Here is a 15,959-nt window from a genome sequence, read left to right on the forward strand (position 1 = left end):
ATAATTCCTCTCCCTATAAAGGATCGAAGCTGTCCCGAATTATAAGGGGGGGCGAAAAATGATAATTCACTCAGAAAATTTCCTGCCTTATTCCAGTTTCGCCCGCGGCGTATGTGAAAAAAAGCGGCAATCGTTGGGGCGGCCTTAAAGACTTGGCGGCGATGAGCCGGCACGTAACATCACCGCCAAGCCGCAGGAGACGGCCTGAGTCGCTGCTCTTATCCCGCAAGAAAGCGGATACAGATGCGGATGGCTATGGTAAGGTTAAGGGAGCGCTATATTTTTTATTCTTCTGGTGATAGATTTTCGCGGCGGCCGGCATCTGGAGTATGGGGGGATGAATGTGAAGCCGGAGGCGGCGCTTACGACGTATGCACGACAGGAACAGGACGGAAGCCCGGAGAGCGAGCTTGTGGAACGGGCCCGCTCGGGCGATCGCGAGGCGTTCGGGGAGCTGGTGCGGAGGCATCGCGCACAGGCGCTCGGACTCGCGGGAGGACTGACGAAGGACGCGCATCTGGCGGAGGATATCGTGCAGGAGGCGCTGATCCGGGCTTTCCTGCATCTCGGCACATTGGCGGATACAAGCCGGTTTCGGCCCTGGTTTCACCGCATCGTGCGCAACCAGGCAAACATGAAGCTGAGGCGCGGCGGGCCGTTCGGCCGGGAACGCCCGTTTACCAGCTTCGCCCCGGCGAACGCGGCGGAGGATGAGGACCGGTCCGCCGGTCATGTGGACTGGAGCGATGTCGACAGCATTTTGTTCCATCTGGCTCGCCACGCTTCGGAGGAAGCCGGACACAGCTTGAATCCGGAGGAGCATCTGATGCGCCGGGAGCTGCTCGAAAATATCCGGCTGATCCTGCACTGCCTGAGCGGGCGGGAGCGGGCCATCTTCGAAGCGCGTTTCTTCGGCGAGCTGCAGCCAGCCGAAATCGCGGCAATGTTCCAGACGACGAGTGCAGGCGTCTATAATTCGCTGTCCCGCTCCCGTGCGAAGCTGCAGAAGGAGCGTATTCGCCAAACCATCTCGCTGTACGTGCAAAGACGCTCCGAGCTCGGTTTGCCGCGGCGTAAGGTGCTCTCTCCCCCTCATTTATAAGGCTGAAGGAGGCCGAATTCGTTTGCCTGACGACAAGGATTGGACGCGCACATGGACGTCTGCGGCCGCAGCCATATACGGCGCGGTCAGCTATACGGACAAGAAATACCTCTCGTTATCGGAAGTGATGGGCTACACCGGGCACGCGTTCCGGATGAACATCGACCCGGTCAGCATTAACATTGCAGGCCCGACCTCGTTTCCCGGCGGGTATATTCTGAGGCGCAATCTGTGCAATCTCGGTTTTACCGGCTGTCTGGCCGATCCGGTATGTCCTGTCCCTCCGGACAAGGTCGAGAAAACGATCGCGCTGGTGCAGGCATCGATCGACCGGGGCGTTCCCGCCATCACATTCGACCTGTTTACTCCGGAATTCGGACTTATTTACGGTTATGACGACGAGCGCCGTCTTTTCTACGGGAAGGATAATGCCAAGGACGGGACGATCACGTACGAGGAATTCGCCCATCCGAAAATCGATCTGCTGTTCGTGACCACAATCGTGGAAAGCCTGCCGCATTCCAAATACGAGATGCTGCGCATGGCGCTCGACATGATCGTCGATCACGAGCGGGGACGGGAATGGACGCATATTTTTGAAAACCGCTTTGCCATCGGTCTTGCGGGGTATGACGCCTGGATTGGGGCCATGGAGCGTCGAGCCGCGGATGAGCAGGGCAACGCCTATAATACGGCGGTCGTCGCGGATGCAAGGGAGCATGCGGTCCGCTTTCTGGAGCTGCTGGCGAGGCAGTGGAACGGCTCCAACGTGGTGGAACGCACGGTGCAGGGCAGGGCGGCGGAAGCGGGCCGGCATTTTGCCGCCGCGGCTGAGGCTTTCAATGAGCTGCGCCGGATGTTTCCTTTTCCGCAAGGGGGCTCGCCGAAGGATCCGGCGGAAGCGGATAAGGCGATCCATCTGCTGCAAACGGCGAAAGAAGCGGAGACGGCAGGCGTCGAGGTGCTCGAGAAGCTGCTCGATTTTATGAAAGCGTATCATACGGAAACCTGGATTCACTAAAGGGGCTGCTCCTGTGGATGAAAAATTGCGGCCTGGCCGACCCGGAATCCGAAGGATGACGCCAAAAAAAATTATGCGAAAAGGGTGATGAACATGTTTGCAGAACCTGCCGTGGTTAAGAGAGATTCGTTCATGGTGGCGGGTGTTGCTTATGAGGCGACGCTGCCGCAGATCGAGGAACAAGAGCTGGGCAAGAAGGCGTATGACCGCGTATTGGCTTGCCGGGACACGCTATCGCATCGGGTATCGGACGCGGTCCTGCTTATCCAGGTTTATCCGATGAAGCCGGGATTTAATCCGCATACGGTTGCCTTTACCCAGCTGATCGGGTACCAGGTTGCGGAGCATTCGACATTGCCGGAAGGCCTCACGTTACGGTCGTTCCCGGCCAGCGATTATTTGGCGTATACGCACAGGGGCCCTGAATCCCAGCTTGGCACGTCTTACGATAAGCTGTACGGGGAATGGATGCGGCAGCAGGCGCGGCGGCCGGCCGGTTTCGATATCGAAGTCTGGGACGAGCGCTACCGGCCGGAGGAGCCGGACAACGAAATCGACTTGTTCGTCGCTTTGGCGGAAACGTAAGGAGCGGCAGGGGAGGAACGGTTTTCTGGAGACGATTCAATTTGATGGGGTCGGATACCAAGGCTGTTCCAAAATTCGGCCAAAACAAAAGCAACCTCCGTCTTCACAGACGGGAGGTTGCTCAGCTTTGCTGCGTTTAAGGCGCGCCTGCCGGCTAAGCCTAAGAGCGTTTACCGGCCGCGGCGCGAAGCTTACGGCAGCACGTTGCCCGCAGCGCGGTAAATTTCGTACCATTCTTCGCGGGTCAGGCGAATGTCGGCCGCTTTGCAGCAGTCCTTCAGACGCTCGAGGTTCATCGTGCCGGTGACCGGCTGCATTTGGGCCGGATGGCGCAGAAGCCACGCGATTGCGATCGTCGTGTTGGTCACGCTGTATTTCTCCGCCACTTCGTTGATCTTCTTGTTAAGCTCCGGGAATTTCGGATTGTCGAGGAACACGCCCTCGAAGAAGCCGAACTGGAACGGCGACCACGGCTGGATCGTAATATCGTTCAGGCGGCAGTAATCGAGCACGCTGCCGTCCCGGCCTACGGCCGAGGCGTTCTCCATATTCACGTTAATGCCGCTTGAGATCATCGTGGCATTCGTGATGCTGAGCTGCAGCTGATTGGCGACGATCGGCTGCTTCACCGATTTCTTCAGAAGCTCCATCTGCATCGGGTTTTGGTTGGACACGCCGAAATGGCGCACCTTGCCCGAGCTGTGCAGGGTGTCGAACGCTTCCGCCACTTCGTCGGGCTCGACGAGCGCATCCGGACGGTGCAGCAGCAGAATATCGAGGTAATCGGTTTTCAGCCGCTTCAGGATGCCGTCGACCGACGACAGGATATGGTCCTTGGAAAAATCGAACATCCCTTTGCGTATGCCGCATTTGGACTGCAAAATAATGTTCTCGCGGATATCCGCGTTCATATGAATAGCATCCGCAAAAATTTCCTCGCAGGTGCCGCCGCCGTAAATATCGGCATGATCGAAAAAGTTCGCGCCCTGCTCCAGTGACGTCTGCACAAAGCGTTCCGCCCCGGCCTTATCGAGCGAATTAATACGCATGCAGCCGACCGCGATCACCGGAACCTCCAGTTCGCTGACTCCGAGCTTGATCGTTCTCAAGATTCATGTCCTCCTCGTTTTGGAATCGATTCTATCGATTGCGTTGTCTAGTTCGTCCCTCATTGATTGTGACATAGCAGGCCGGTAGTTTTCAAGATGAGCCGAGAACTTATTTTGAGCGCTTGAATTCCAGCAAGCGGGACCTTGATAATTCTAGTATGATCACCTATCATTTGAGTAAAGCGGTTACACTGCGGAAAAGGGGCTGTTTACGATGTCCAGCATTATGAATCCGATTTTGCGCGGATTTAATCCCGACCCGTCCATCCTTCGGGTGGGAGACGACTATTATATCGCAACCTCGACGTTCGAGTGGTTTCCCGGCGTGCAGATCCATCATTCGAGGGATCTGCGGAATTGGCGGCTGCTCACCCATCCGTTAACGCGCACGAGCCAGCTGAATATGGTCGGCGATCCCGATTCCGGCGGCGTGTGGGCGCCGTGCTTAACCTATGCGGACGGCATGTTTTACTTGATTTACACCGACGTGAAAAGCCACCTGGGCCCGTTCAAGGACGCGCATAACTATCTGGTCACCGCCGATTCGATCGAAGGCCCGTGGTCCGACCCGGTTTATTTGAACAGCAGCGGCTTCGACCCGTCCCTGTTCCACGACGACGACGGCCGCAAGTGGCTGCTCAATATGGTATGGGATCACCGGAAAGGGAAAAATCATTTCGGCGGCATCCTGATGCAGGAATATTCCGTACCGGAACGGCGGCTGACGGGACCGGTCTATAATCTATTCCGCGGAACGCCGCTCGGGCTGACCGAAGGTCCGCACCTGTATAAGCATAACGGCTTCTATTACCTGATGACCGCCGAGGGGGGCACCCGCGCCGGACACGCCGTCACCGTCGCGCGCTCGCTATCGCTGTTCGGCCCTTACGAGGTCGACCCGGAGGGTCCGGTGCTGACGTCGGCCGGAAAGCCGGAGCTTGAGCTTCAGCGGGCCGGTCACGCCAGTCTGGTCGAAACGCAGGGAGGCGAGCTGTACATCGCCCATCTGTGCGGGCGGCCGCTGCGGCCGTCGATGAACTGCAACCTCGGCCGGGAAACGGCGCTGCAGCGCATGGAGTGGATGGCGGACGGCTGGCTCCGGCTGGCCGGCGGCGGCAACAGCCCGCATGCGGAGGTGCAGGCCCCCGACCTGCCGGAGCATCCGTTTGCGCCGGAGCAGGAAACGGACCATTTCGACGGCGATACGCTTGGCATCCACCTGAATTCCCTGCGGGAGCCGGTCGGCGATGACTGGGCGACGCTCAAGGAGCGCCCGGGCTATCTGCGGCTGAAGGGGAGGGAGTCGCTCTATTCGACGCAGCGGCAGAGCCTGATCGCCCGCAGGCAGCAGGCGTTCGCCGCCGAAGCGGAGACGGCCGTGGAATTTGAGCCGGAGACGTACCAGCAATTGGCCGGGCTCGTTTATTATTACAATACGAAAAATTATTATTACCTGTATATCAGCCGCGACGAAGAACGGGGAAAATGCCTCGGCATCATGTCGAGCGACCGCGGCAAATACGACGAGCCGCTGGAAGCTCCGGTCTCGGTGGAAGGCTGGGAGCGCGTCTATCTGAAGGCGTCGCTGGATCATGAGCGGCTGCAGTTTCATTACTCTCCCGACGGCAAAAGCTGGACGGCCGTCGGTCCGGTGCTCGACGCGAGCAAAATTTCCGACGAGCACGCCGAATCGGTGACGGCCGGCTTCCGCTTCGACCAGGGCTTCACCGGAGCCTTTATCGGGGTTTGCGCGCAGGACCTGAGCGGCCGCAGAACGCACGCGGATTTCGATTATTTTACGTATCGCGAGACGGACTCCCGATAGGAAGCTTGCCGTAAATGCGGGGTCAGATACTCTCGTTTTTCATTTTGAATCGTTTAATGTAGCCGAAGCCCATCAGCTTCTTCCGGTTCTCATCCCAAATCCGGTAACGAATCGATCGAAAACTGGACCGCAAGGTGATGGGATACGCGCTTTGGAGCATCGTATTCTCCTCGTGAGCCCGTTCCAGATAGTAGTTCGGGACGCGGGGGCTGAGGTGATGAATATGATGATAGCCGACGTTCCCGGTAAACCAATGCAGAATGCGCGGAAGCTTGTAGAAGGAGCTCCCTGCAAGAGCTGCATCAACGTGGTCCCAGTCTTCGTTTTTTTCAAAATACGTATGCTCGAATTGGTGCTGAACGTAGAACAGCCAGAAGCCGGCCAGCCCGGAGAACAGAAAGGCAGGTCCCTGAACCAATACGAACGCTTTCCAGCCGATTGCCCAGCATAACGTTCCGGCAAGGAAAAGAATGCCGGCGTTCACGGCATACGTATTCAGACGTTCTTTCATCCGGGCTTGGCTCCGATTGAACCGGTATTGAATCAAGAAGACGTACACCGGACCCAGTCCGAACAGAATGAGCGGGTTCCGGTACAGCCGGTAGCCCAGCCGTTTGATCGGCGGCAAAGCCAAATATTCCTGAACGGTCAAGGTCCAAATGTCGCCTGTCCCCCTCCGGTCCAGGTTGCCGTTGGTGGCGTGATGGATGGAATGGCTGTGCCTCCACTGGTAGAACGGACAACAGGTCAATATGCCCGAAACGGTGCCGATCACCTCGTTCGCGATCCGATTCGAGAACAAGGAGCCGTGGCAGCAGTCATGGAAAATAATAAAGATCCGGACCAAGAAGCCGCCGGATACGATGGACAATATAAGCGTAAGCCAGTAGGAAACGGAAAGACTCCAATAGGCGGCGAACCAGGAAAGAAAGAAGAAGGCAAAGGTGCTGGATATTTGCCAGACGCTCCGCTTGAGGCACGATTTCTCGTAAGGAGAGATCAATTTTCGCCAGCCTTTATTTTTTAAGCAATCGCTCATTAACAAGCTCCTTTGTATGACACCGATTGTACTCACGGAAAACGATTGCCGCTGTCTTTCATTGTAGCATACCCGAAGACGATATCTGAAAAAACAGAACGCCAATTGCTGGATGCAGGAAGCGGATGGATTAGGTGCGGAGGTATAAATATTTTATTTAACGGCATAATAAAACCGTTAAACTATTTTGGAGGTTATGCAGTGCAAACAGGTACAGTAAAATGGTTCAATAACGAAAAAGGCTTTGGGTTTATCGAGGTTGAAGGCGGCAATGACGTCTTCGTCCACTACAGCGCAATCGAGGGCGAAGGATTCAAATCGCTCGATGAAGGCCAGCGGGTGCAGTTTAACGTGGTGCAGGGCAATCGCGGACCGCAGGCCGAGAACGTCACCAAAATCGATTGAGGCGAAAAGCCGTTCCCGCTTGCGGGAGCGGCTTTTTTGCTGTCCGGAGCCGCCGCTTCGGACAATTTCACCGCGGCCTCTTTTCTATTAAAGGCGGTTAGGGTACATTTTAATAGAGTCGTAACGAACTCTAGGTCCGACAGGAATGGGAGGGATTCGTGATGCGGCAAACGGAGGCGAAAATCTGGAGATTCCAGGATGACGGGACAATTCCGAACAGCGGGCTGCCCGTCGTGCTTTACCCTGGCGCTTTGACGGAGGAAGCGGAGTCGATCGAGCGCATCTTTAACCTGAATAACTGGCGGAACAGCTGGACGAACGGCATTTATTCCTTTCATCATTACCACAGCGATGCGCATGAGGTACTTGGCATCGTACGCGGATATGCCGTCGTTCAACTCGGCGGGGAGCGGGGCGAGACGGTGAAGCTGCAAAAGGGCGACGTCGTCATCCTGCCCGCGGGGACGGGGCATAAAAGGCTGTCCGCGAGCGGCGATTTGCTCGTGGCCGGCGCCTATCCGGACGGCATGAGCTGCAATCTGCGCAAGGGAGCGGAAGGCGAGCGGCCGCGCGCGCTGGAGGAAATCCGGGCGGTTCCGCTGCCTTCGACCGATCCGGTTTACGGACGGAACGGGCCGCTGATGCGGCTCTGGACAACACAGGAACTAGCAAGCTTTTAAAATATGGGGCGGAGGGATGGAGATCATGGCGGAACAGGAACAACGCATCATTCGCTGGGGCATATTGGGGCTCGGCGGCATATCGAACAGCTTTACGGGCGAGCTTGTAAACGCTCCCGGCGCCAAGGTGTGCGCCGCGGCGGCGCGGTCCAAGGAAAAAGCGGAGGCGTTTGCGGCCAAATTCGGCATTCCGCGGGCTTACGGCAGCTACGAGGAGCTGGCGCAGGATCCGGAAATCGATATCGTCTACGTCGGCACCGTTCATCCGACTCATAAAGACAGCGTGCTGGCCTGCCTGCGCGGCGGCAAAGCCGTGCTGTGCGAAAAGCCGTTTACGATGAATGCGGACGAAGCGCGGGAAATCGCGGACGAGGCCAAAGCGCGCGGCCTGTTCGTGATGGAGGCGATGTGGACCCGGTTTCTGCCGGCGATCGTCAAGGTCAGGGAATGGCTGGCGGAAGGGCGGATCGGCGAGGTCAAGCTGCTCAAAGCCGAGTTCGGCTTCGATGCCGGCTGGAATCCGGAAGGCCGCCTGCTGAACAAGGAGCTCGGCGGCGGCACGCTGCTCGATGCCGGCATTTATCCGGTTTCGTTCGCTTCGATGGTGTTCGGGGCGCAGCCGGTGTGGATCGTCAGCTCCGCCCATATCGGGGAAACCGGCGTGGACGAGCAGTATTCGGTCATTTTCGACTACGAAGGCGGCGGGAGGGCCGCGCTGCATGGCGCCGTCCGGCTGCAGATGGTCAACGACGCCTGGTTGTACGGCACGAAGGGCAAAATTCATGTGCCCGACTTTTTGGCGGCGAAGACGGCGACGCTTCACGTGCACAACGAGGAACCCGTCACGTTCCGGGATGACCGGACGTTCCGTGGGCAAAATTTCCAGGCGCTCGAAGCGATGGAATGCCTGCGCACGGGGGCGGCGGAGAGCCCGGTCATGCCGATCGGCGAGACGGTCGCGATTATGGGCACGCTGGACGCGATCCGAGCCCAGTGGAACCTGACGTATTGAACGACATCGGTGCCGGGGCGCTGAAATAACGAAAACCCGCCGTCAGACTTCACCGTCTGACCGGCGGGTTTCGTTTATTTTGCGGCGGGCTTCTTGATCAGTCGCGGTTCAGCTGCGCGGTGTCGATTACGAATCGGTAGCGGACATCCGATTGCTTGACGCGCTTCCAGGCATGCTGGACCTCTTCCGGATCGGCCCCGATAACTTCGATCAACGGGGCAATTCCGTGCTCGGCGCAGAAATCGAGCATCTCCTGCGTTTCCCGGATTCCGCCCACGAGCGATCCGGCGAGGCTGCGCCGGGCCATAATGAGCGAGAACGCGCTGTAGGTATCGGGTTTGGCAGGGGCGCCCACGTTCACGATCGTTCCGTCTATGCGCAGCAGCGACAGGTAAGCGTCCATATCAAGGTTGGCCGATACCGTATTTAGGATGAGGTCGAACGAGCCGGCCAATTTGGTGAATGTCTCCGGGTCGCGGGTGGCATAGTAATGGTCGGCGCCCAGCTTAAACGCTTCCTCCTGTTTGCTTAAGGAGGTGCTGAGCACGGTTACTTCCGCGCCCAGCGCATGCGCGAACTGCACCCCGAGGTGCCCGAGTCCGCCCATGCCGACGACGGCGACCTTCTTGCCCGGACCGGCGTGCCAATGTCTAAGCGGCGAGTAGGTCGTAATGCCGGCGCACAGCAGCGGCGCGGCGACGTCCAGGTTGAGCTTGTCCGGTACGCGGACGACGAAACGCTCGGTGACGACGATGTTCTGGCTGTATCCGCCGTACGTGGGGTTCCCGTCATAGTCCATCGCGTTGTAGGTCGAGACGACGCCTTTTTTGCAATACTGCTCCTCGCCGGCCAGGCAGTACTCGCATTCGCCGCAGGAATCGACGAAGCAGCCGACGCCGACCCGGTCGCCGGCGGAAAATGTCGTGACGCCGGGGCCGACCGCGGCGACGAGTCCGACGATTTCGTGTCCGGGAACCATCGGAAAAATGCCGTCGCCCCAGTCCCCTTCGCCCTGGTGAATGTCGGAGTGGCAAATCCCCGAATATTTGATATCGATCAGGACATCATGCTCGCGAAGCTCGCGGCGCTCGATGACGGTGCGCTCGATGACGGCGCCGGCGCTTGGGATCTGTAAAGATTTCGCTTTCATTACGGCTTCATCTCCTTATTTTTAGCGATCGGGGAAAGCAGTCTGGATGCCTTATGATCAGTATATCAAGTCCGTTCATCGCGGACGATAGACTTATTCGTATAGAATGTAAACAATTGTTGACGCGATTTCGGTTTTTGGACTAAAATGAATCTGAACTGAATCGGCGATGGAGTTCGCCATAACCGCCTTGCGCTGATGACTCCTACCAGTTTTTTTGTGCTGGTAGGAGTTTTTTTTGTGCCGGCGGGCGTTTATTTTTTGGAGGAAAGGACGTTGACGATGAATGTGGCTGCGCTTGCGGCCGGCGGCTTTATCGGAACCGTGCTGCGGTATGCGCTCGGCGAAGCGATTCCCTCGGCTTCGAACGGTTTCCCGCTTGGCACGCTGATCATTAATTTATTGGGCTGTCTGTTTCTGGGGTGGTTGTTCACCGTAACGGCGGAGCGGTGGCGGCTCCGTCCGGAAATCCGGCTCGGACTCGGAACCGGCATGACGGGAGCTTTCACCACGTTCTCCACATTCTCGGTCCAGACGGCCGGCCTGCTGCAGCAGGGAGAATGGGCTGCCGCCGTGTTATACGTGCTGGCCAGCATCGCCGGCGGGCTGCTGCTGACGTACGCCGGCATCCGGCTTGCCCGGCCGCGAAGGAAGGAGGGAACGGCATGATCTGGCTTATCGGTCTCGGCGGTATCGCGGGAACGTTTTCCCGTTTTTACCTCGGCAGATGGCTCGCTTCCGGAGGGAAAGCCGCCGGATTTCCGTGGGGCACCTGGGTGATTAACATCACCGGTTCTTTTATTCTGGGGGCGCTGTTCTCGCTGCATGCGCAGCATGAGATATCCGATACGCTGTGGCTGGTCGCCGGAACGGGATTTTGCGGAGCCTATACGACCTTCTCCACCTTCGGCTTCGAAACGTGCCTGCTGGCGCTAAATGGGGAAAAGGGAAAAGCCGGGGTTTACGCCGCGTCTTCCGTCCTGCTCGGGCTGCTGTTCGCCTATCTGGGCATGGAGCTCTTCTCGTCGTTCGCTTAAGCGGCGGCGGCACGAACGCCGGAAACGTTAGAGGCCTTCCAAATCCGCTGGGATTGGAAGGCCTCTTGCCGTTTTCGCCGGCAGCGCGCATTACGTCGGCTCGTCGCCGGATTTGAACTGATGCTCGGTGAAGACGGCCAAATATTTCACTTCTTCCGACAGCGGGACGACCATGTGCTCCTGCAGGGAGTTGAAATACAGGCTGTCGCCCGCGTTCATCTCATATTCGGTATTGCCTACCTTGTAGCGCATCGTGCCGGAGATGACATAAATGAATTCCTCGCCCGCGTGAGAGAAGGTATGCGCGTTGATTTCGCCGCGGCGGGCCACGAAAATGTAAGGCTGCATGATTTTATTGTGACGGGTCGAAGCGAAGGCGAAGAACGAGTAGCCTTTGTTCGTCTTGATCCATTTTGAAATATCCTCGTACTGCCCCGCCGAAACCATCACAGTATCGTTGCTGGACTGCTCCTCCAGGAGATCCGAGACCTTCACGCCGAGCGCTTCCGCGATTTTCATGAGCGTGGAGACCGCGGGCATCGCGCCGCCGCTTTCGATTTTGGACAGCATGCTTTTCGTGAACCCGCACATTTTCGCGATTTCTTCCTGGGTTCGCTTCTGTTCCTTGCGGATCAGCCGGATTCGTTTCCCTAATTCCATGGTTTCCCTCTTTCTCTCAACAGGCGATGATTATAAGTATAATATAAATCAACCTGGTTGAGTTAGCAAGGAAATGGCCGAATTTACTGGCATATTTCCTAAATATACATGTTTATAAGCAAGAAGTCCAGCATTAAAATAGTAGAAGAAAGCGGTTGCACAATAGATGCGGATGGTGTAAGATGATCTTGATTCAACTAGGTTGAATTTAATTAAGTCTAATCAACTCATAATATACCTGGTTGATTCAAGGGCGTCCGAAAGGATGGATACGAAACGGGAAAAGGAGGGGTTATATGCAGCGGACGATCGGGATGATCGGGGCGATGGATACGAAAGGCGCAGAGTTCGCCTTCCTGAAGGGCGAGATCGAACGGAAAGGCTTCCGCGTCCGCGTGTTCGATACGGGCGTGATCGGCGAGCCGGGGCTGGCGCCCGACATCGGCCGCGAGACGATCGCCGAAGCGGGAGGCGCCAGCCTCGCGGAGCTGGTTGCGCAGGGCGACCGCGGGAAGGCGATGCTTGCGATGGCGGCGGGAGCCGCCAAGGTCGTGCCGGAAGCGGTGCACCGGGGCGAAATCGACGGCCTCATCGGGATGGGCGGCACGGCCGGGACGGCGGTTGCGAGCAGCGCCATGCGGGCGCTGCCCGTCGGATTCCCGAAGCTGATCGTCTCCACCGTCGCGGCCGGCGACACGCGGGGCTACATCGGCACGAAGGATATCGTGATGATGCCGGCCGTGGTCGACGTCGCGGGCGTCAACCGAATCAGCCGGCAAATCTTCAGCCGGGCGGCGGGGGCGATCTGCGGCATGGCCGAGGCCGACGCCGCCGGGGGCAGGGACAAGCGGCTGATCGCGGCCAGCATGTTCGGCAATACGACGTCCTGCGTCGAGCGGGCCCGGTCGCGGCTCGAGGGAGAGGATACCGAGGTGCTCGTCTTCCACTGTACCGGCGTGGGCGGGCAGACGCTCGAAAGCCTGGTTGAAGGCGGCTACATCAGCGGCGTGCTTGACATCACGACGACCGAATGGGCCGACGAAATCGCCGGCGGCGTGTTTGCGGCGGGGCGGGAACGGGGCGACGCGGCGGCACGGCGGGGCATCCCGCAGGTCATCGTGCCCGGGTGCGTGGACATGGTCAACTTCCATGCCCGCGAGACGGTGCCGGAACGCTATGCGGATCGGAACCTGTATGTGTGGAATTCGAATATTACGCTCATGCGCACGACCGCCGAAGAGAATGCGCGGATCGGCGCCATTTTGGCGGAAAAGGCGAATGCGAGCGTGGGGCCAGTCGCGTTCCTGCTGCCGCTCGGCGGCGTATCGCTGCTGGACAGTCCGGGACAGCCGTTCTGGGACCCGGCCGCCGACCGCGCCTGCTTCGATGCCATCAAGCGCCATGTGAAGAGCGGCATTCCGGTCCACGAGATGGACTGCAACATCAACGATCCGGCGTTTGCGGACAGGGCGGCGGAGCTGCTGCTTGCGATGCTGTCCGGCCGGCCGCAGGCTTAGCGGCGGCAGCAATCATTTTTATTTTCCGGGAGGATGAAGCGGGTTATGAGGAAATTCAAAGTAGGTCTTATCGGCGCCGGCGGCGTGACGGAGCTCCATTTGGAAGGGTATAAGGCACATCCGGAGCGGGTGGAAGTGGCCGCGATTTGCGATTTGAACGCGGAGGCGCTAACGCGCAAGGCGGATCAATACGGCATCCCGCTGCGCTTCTCCGATCTGAACGATTTTATCCGGGAAAGCGGCGTCGACGCCGCTGTCGTCTGCACGCCGACGTCCATCCGCAAGCAGGTGGTGTTTCCGCTGCTGGACGCGCGCCTTCCGCTGTTCGTCGAGAAGCCGTTCTCCGATACGCTGAGCGACGCGATCGATATTACCGAGAAGGCGGCCGGACTGAAGGTGCCGGTATCCGTGAACCAGAACTTCCGCCGGCATTTTACGTTCGACGTTGTGAAGGGCATCGTGGCGGAAGGGCAGATCGGCAAGGTGACCCAAATTATTTTCAACAACCTCTTCTTCCGTCAGGACACCGGCTGGCGCCTGCAGTGCGAGCGTCACGCGCTCTCGGTCATGGGGATTCACTGGTTTGACGGCTTCCGGCAAATTCTCGGCTCGGAGGCGGTTTCGGTGACGAGCCTGATGAGCTCCTCTTCGGCGGTCGAATGCGCCGGGGAAACGGATGCCACCGTACAGGTCGCGTTCGAGAACGGCGCGTTCGCCACGTATGTGCAAAGCTTCTCGTCGGCCCATCCGCGTACGGAAATGATTGTCATCGGCGAAACCGGCACGCTTGTCTGCGGCCACCGCTCCGTGGAGCTGTTCCGCAAAGGGCAGAAAGCGCCGGAACGGACGTGGAGCAACGACATCTCCCGGGAAATCGCCACGTTCGAAGGCCTCAATCATCTGCTGACGTCGCTCGAAACCGGAGCTGAAGCGCCCAACAGCGCCCGGGACAATCTGAAGACGGTCGCGATTCTCGATGCCGCCTACCGTTCGGCCGAGGAGAAGCGCACCGTTACGCTTGACCATGGAGTGCTCGTATGAGCGTGAAGTACGCCTTCTCCAGGCCGACGCAGACGGACGAAGAAACCACTCAGCTGTTTGGCGGATACCGCTCCGCCGGCTATGACGGGCTGCAGCTGAAGGCCGGGCAGTACGCGCCTTATCTGGCCGATCCCGGGCGCTTCATGGCACGTTATGGGACGCTGCCGGGCGCCGGCGCTGCGCTGATAACGGGCGGCTCGCTCGACGAGGCAAGCCGCGCGCAGCTCGAATCGTTATTCGCCTTCGCCGAGCGGATCGGCACCGAACGGGTCGTATACTGTCACGGCGTATCCCGCAAGAACGTGACCGCGGACGATATTCGCCGCTATGCCGATATACTCTCGGAGCTCGGCAAGTCGGCGGCGCAGCGCGGAATCGCCCTGTCGCTCCACCATCATTACGACCAGCCGGTCATGTACCGCGACGACTTCGATATTTTCTTCGAGCGGGTGAAGGACCGCGCCGTCGGTCTCACGATCGATACCGCGCATTTGGTGAAGTCGGGTATCGAGGACGTGGCCGAAGTCATCACGGCGTTCGCGCCGTTTATCGACAACTTCCACATGAAGGATTTCGAAGACGGCGAGTGGCGGGTGCTCGGACGGGGAGCGATCGATTTCGGACCGATTTTCAAGGCCATCCGGGACACCGGCTATACGGGCTGGATATCCGCCGACGAGGAGAGCGGGGGCGGAATCATGGACGGGATGGCGACCTGCCTTTCTTTTCTGAGAAAAGGACTGGAGCTTCATGACAACGCAATCGGGAGGTAATGGCCGTGGACGCTCAGACCGCCAAGCTGAACCGGACCGCCGATTCCGGCGAGAACACGGCGCGTAAAAGACTGTGGCTCGACGTCAGGCGCGACAAATATTTATACCTGCTTATTTTACCCGGCGTCCTGTATTTCATCATGTTCAAATACATTCCGATGTGGGGCGTCATCATCGCGTTCCAGGATTATTCCCCTTACATGGGGATGCTGCACAGCCAGTGGGTCGGCCTCGAGCATTTCGTCCGCTTCTTCTCGAATCCCGACTTCGCGCTGCTGTTCCGCAACACGATGATGATCAGCCTGCTCAACCTGATCTTTTTCTTCCCGCTGCCGATTCTGCTGTCGCTTCTGCTGAACGAGGTCGCCCAGCGCGCGTTCAAACGGACGATTCAGTCGATCGTTTATTTGCCCCACTTCCTGTCGTGGGTCATCATCGCGGGCATCACGTTCCTCCTGCTGTCGCAGTCGTCGGGCATCGTCAACATGCTGCTGGAGAAGGCCGGGTTCCACCCGATCGATTTCCTGACCAACAAAAATTTGTTCTGGGTGCTGCTGACGCTGCAGAACATCTGGAAGGAAACGGGCTGGGGGACGATCATTATTCTCGCGGCGATTACGGCGGTCGATCCGCAGCTGTACGAGGCGGCGAAAATCGACGGCGCGAACCGGCTCCGGCAGACATGGCACATTACGCTTCCGGCCATCCGCAACGTCATCATCGTCCTGCTCATTTTGCGGCTGGGGAGCATTATGGACGTCGGCTTCGAGCAAATTTTTCTGATGATGAACGGAGCGGTGACGGACGTGGCCGACGTGTTCGAAACCTACGTCTACCGGAACGGCATCCAGAATGGCCAATTCAGCTACAGTACGGCGGTCGGGCTGTTCAAATCGGTCATCGGCCTCGTCCTCGTCGTGCTGGCGAACCGGCTTGCCAAAAAGTTCGGCGAGGAAGGCGTGTTTTGACCGTTTCAGGCCGCACACCGAGAAGAAAGGAGGCC

At 58.5% G+C, this 15,959-nt stretch carries 17 protein-coding genes and 1 riboswitch; of the genes, 13 read left to right on the forward strand and 4 right to left on the reverse strand.

The features are described from left to right. Positions 1-337: 337 nt before the first annotated feature. The 3 genes from PD282_RS01160 to PD282_RS01170 all read left to right on the forward strand — a co-directional run bounded on the left by PD282_RS01160 (position 338) and on the right by PD282_RS01170 (position 2,708). Positions 338-1,102 (forward strand): RNA polymerase sigma factor, encoded by a 765-nt coding sequence (locus PD282_RS01160; RefSeq protein WP_274648565.1) that lies wholly within the window; start codon positions 338-340, stop codon positions 1,100-1,102. A 22-nt stretch (positions 1,103-1,124) separates the two neighbouring features. After that, positions 1,125-2,123: a hypothetical protein gene (locus PD282_RS01165; RefSeq protein ID WP_274648566.1), complete on the forward strand. Its 999-nt coding sequence runs from the start codon at positions 1,125-1,127 to the stop codon at positions 2,121-2,123. Positions 2,124-2,216: 93 nt separating this feature from the next. Next, positions 2,217-2,708 (forward strand): GyrI-like domain-containing protein, encoded by a 492-nt coding sequence (locus PD282_RS01170; protein WP_274648567.1) that lies wholly within the window; start codon positions 2,217-2,219, stop codon positions 2,706-2,708. 191 nt (positions 2,709-2,899) lie between these two features. Here the strand turns inward: PD282_RS01170 and PD282_RS01175 are convergent, their stop codons facing one another. After that, complete coding sequence (locus tag PD282_RS01175) at positions 2,900-3,817, reverse strand: aldo/keto reductase (RefSeq protein ID WP_274648568.1); 918 nt, start codon at positions 3,815-3,817, stop codon at positions 2,900-2,902. Between the two features lie 214 nt (positions 3,818-4,031). Here PD282_RS01175 and PD282_RS01180 point away from each other — a divergent pair, with 214 nt between their 5' ends. Further along, positions 4,032-5,642 (forward strand): glycoside hydrolase family 43 protein, encoded by a 1,611-nt coding sequence (locus PD282_RS01180; protein ID WP_274648569.1) that lies wholly within the window; start codon positions 4,032-4,034, stop codon positions 5,640-5,642. 22 nt (positions 5,643-5,664) lie between these two features. On the opposite strand, the gene desA is transcribed toward PD282_RS01180, so the two are convergent. Further along, on the reverse strand, positions 5,665-6,681 hold the full coding sequence (desA, locus tag PD282_RS01185; RefSeq protein ID WP_274648570.1) for a Delta(5) desaturase DesA: 1,017 nt from the start codon (positions 6,679-6,681) through the stop codon (positions 5,665-5,667). Positions 6,682-6,882: 201 nt separating this feature from the next. Between desA and PD282_RS01190 the strand changes: the two genes are divergently transcribed. The 3 genes from PD282_RS01190 (at position 6,883) to PD282_RS01200 (ending at position 8,778) form a co-directional block, all read left to right on the forward strand. Beyond that, positions 6,883-7,086: a cold-shock protein gene (locus tag PD282_RS01190; protein ID WP_274648571.1), complete on the forward strand. Its 204-nt coding sequence runs from the start codon at positions 6,883-6,885 to the stop codon at positions 7,084-7,086. Between the two features lie 161 nt (positions 7,087-7,247). Beyond that, a complete protein-coding gene (locus tag PD282_RS01195; RefSeq protein ID WP_274648572.1) occupies positions 7,248-7,766 on the forward strand; it encodes a cupin domain-containing protein in 519 nt (172 codons plus the stop codon). 25 nt (positions 7,767-7,791) lie between these two features. Next, entirely contained in the window at positions 7,792-8,778 is a 987-nt protein-coding gene (locus tag PD282_RS01200; protein WP_274648573.1) for a Gfo/Idh/MocA family protein, read from the forward strand. A 97-nt stretch (positions 8,779-8,875) separates the two neighbouring features. Here the strand turns inward: PD282_RS01200 and PD282_RS01205 are convergent, their stop codons facing one another. After that, entirely contained in the window at positions 8,876-9,928 is a 1,053-nt protein-coding gene (locus PD282_RS01205; RefSeq protein ID WP_274648574.1) for an NAD(P)-dependent alcohol dehydrogenase, read from the reverse strand. Between the two features lie 156 nt (positions 9,929-10,084). Continuing rightward, a riboswitch (Fluoride riboswitch) is annotated at positions 10,085-10,143 on the forward strand. Between the two features lie 67 nt (positions 10,144-10,210). On the opposite strand from PD282_RS01205, the gene crcB (PD282_RS01210) reads away from it, so the two are divergent. Together crcB (PD282_RS01210) and crcB (PD282_RS01215) are read left to right on the forward strand one after the other, a co-directional pair. Next, positions 10,211-10,597 carry a fluoride efflux transporter CrcB gene (gene crcB / locus PD282_RS01210; protein ID WP_274654964.1) on the forward strand — a complete coding sequence of 129 codons (387 nt, stop codon included), beginning with the start codon at positions 10,211-10,213 and terminating at the stop codon, positions 10,595-10,597. Then, a complete protein-coding gene (crcB, locus tag PD282_RS01215; protein WP_274648575.1) occupies positions 10,594-10,965 on the forward strand; it encodes a fluoride efflux transporter CrcB in 372 nt (123 codons plus the stop codon). The genes crcB (PD282_RS01210) and crcB (PD282_RS01215) overlap by 4 nt, the downstream gene beginning before the upstream one ends. Before the next feature lie 90 nt (positions 10,966-11,055). Here crcB (PD282_RS01215) and PD282_RS01220 read toward each other — a convergent pair whose 3' ends face one another. Continuing rightward, complete coding sequence (locus PD282_RS01220) at positions 11,056-11,625, reverse strand: helix-turn-helix domain-containing protein (RefSeq protein WP_274648576.1); 570 nt, start codon at positions 11,623-11,625, stop codon at positions 11,056-11,058. Positions 11,626-11,921: 296 nt separating this feature from the next. Between PD282_RS01220 and PD282_RS01225 the strand changes: the two genes are divergently transcribed. From PD282_RS01225 to PD282_RS01240, 4 genes are read left to right on the forward strand one after another with little or no spacing between them, the layout of a single operon-like run. Beyond that, entirely contained in the window at positions 11,922-13,142 is a 1,221-nt protein-coding gene (locus PD282_RS01225) for a Tm-1-like ATP-binding domain-containing protein (protein WP_274648577.1), read from the forward strand. Positions 13,143-13,187: 45 nt separating this feature from the next. Continuing rightward, positions 13,188-14,183, forward strand: a complete 996-nt coding sequence (locus tag PD282_RS01230) for a Gfo/Idh/MocA family protein (protein ID WP_274648578.1) — start codon at positions 13,188-13,190, stop codon at positions 14,181-14,183. Continuing rightward, positions 14,180-14,956: a sugar phosphate isomerase/epimerase family protein gene (locus PD282_RS01235; protein WP_274648579.1), complete on the forward strand. Its 777-nt coding sequence runs from the start codon at positions 14,180-14,182 to the stop codon at positions 14,954-14,956. Before PD282_RS01230 ends, PD282_RS01235 begins: the two co-directional genes overlap by 4 nt. Then, on the forward strand, positions 14,956-15,924 hold the full coding sequence (locus PD282_RS01240; protein ID WP_274648580.1) for an ABC transporter permease: 969 nt from the start codon (positions 14,956-14,958) through the stop codon (positions 15,922-15,924). The genes PD282_RS01235 and PD282_RS01240 overlap by 1 nt, the downstream gene beginning before the upstream one ends. The last annotated feature ends 35 nt before the right edge of the window (positions 15,925-15,959 follow it).

It is taken from the genome of Paenibacillus humicola (genome assembly GCF_028826105.1).
GTDB classification, from domain to species: domain Bacteria; phylum Bacillota; class Bacilli; order Paenibacillales; family Paenibacillaceae; genus Paenibacillus_Z; species Paenibacillus_Z humicola.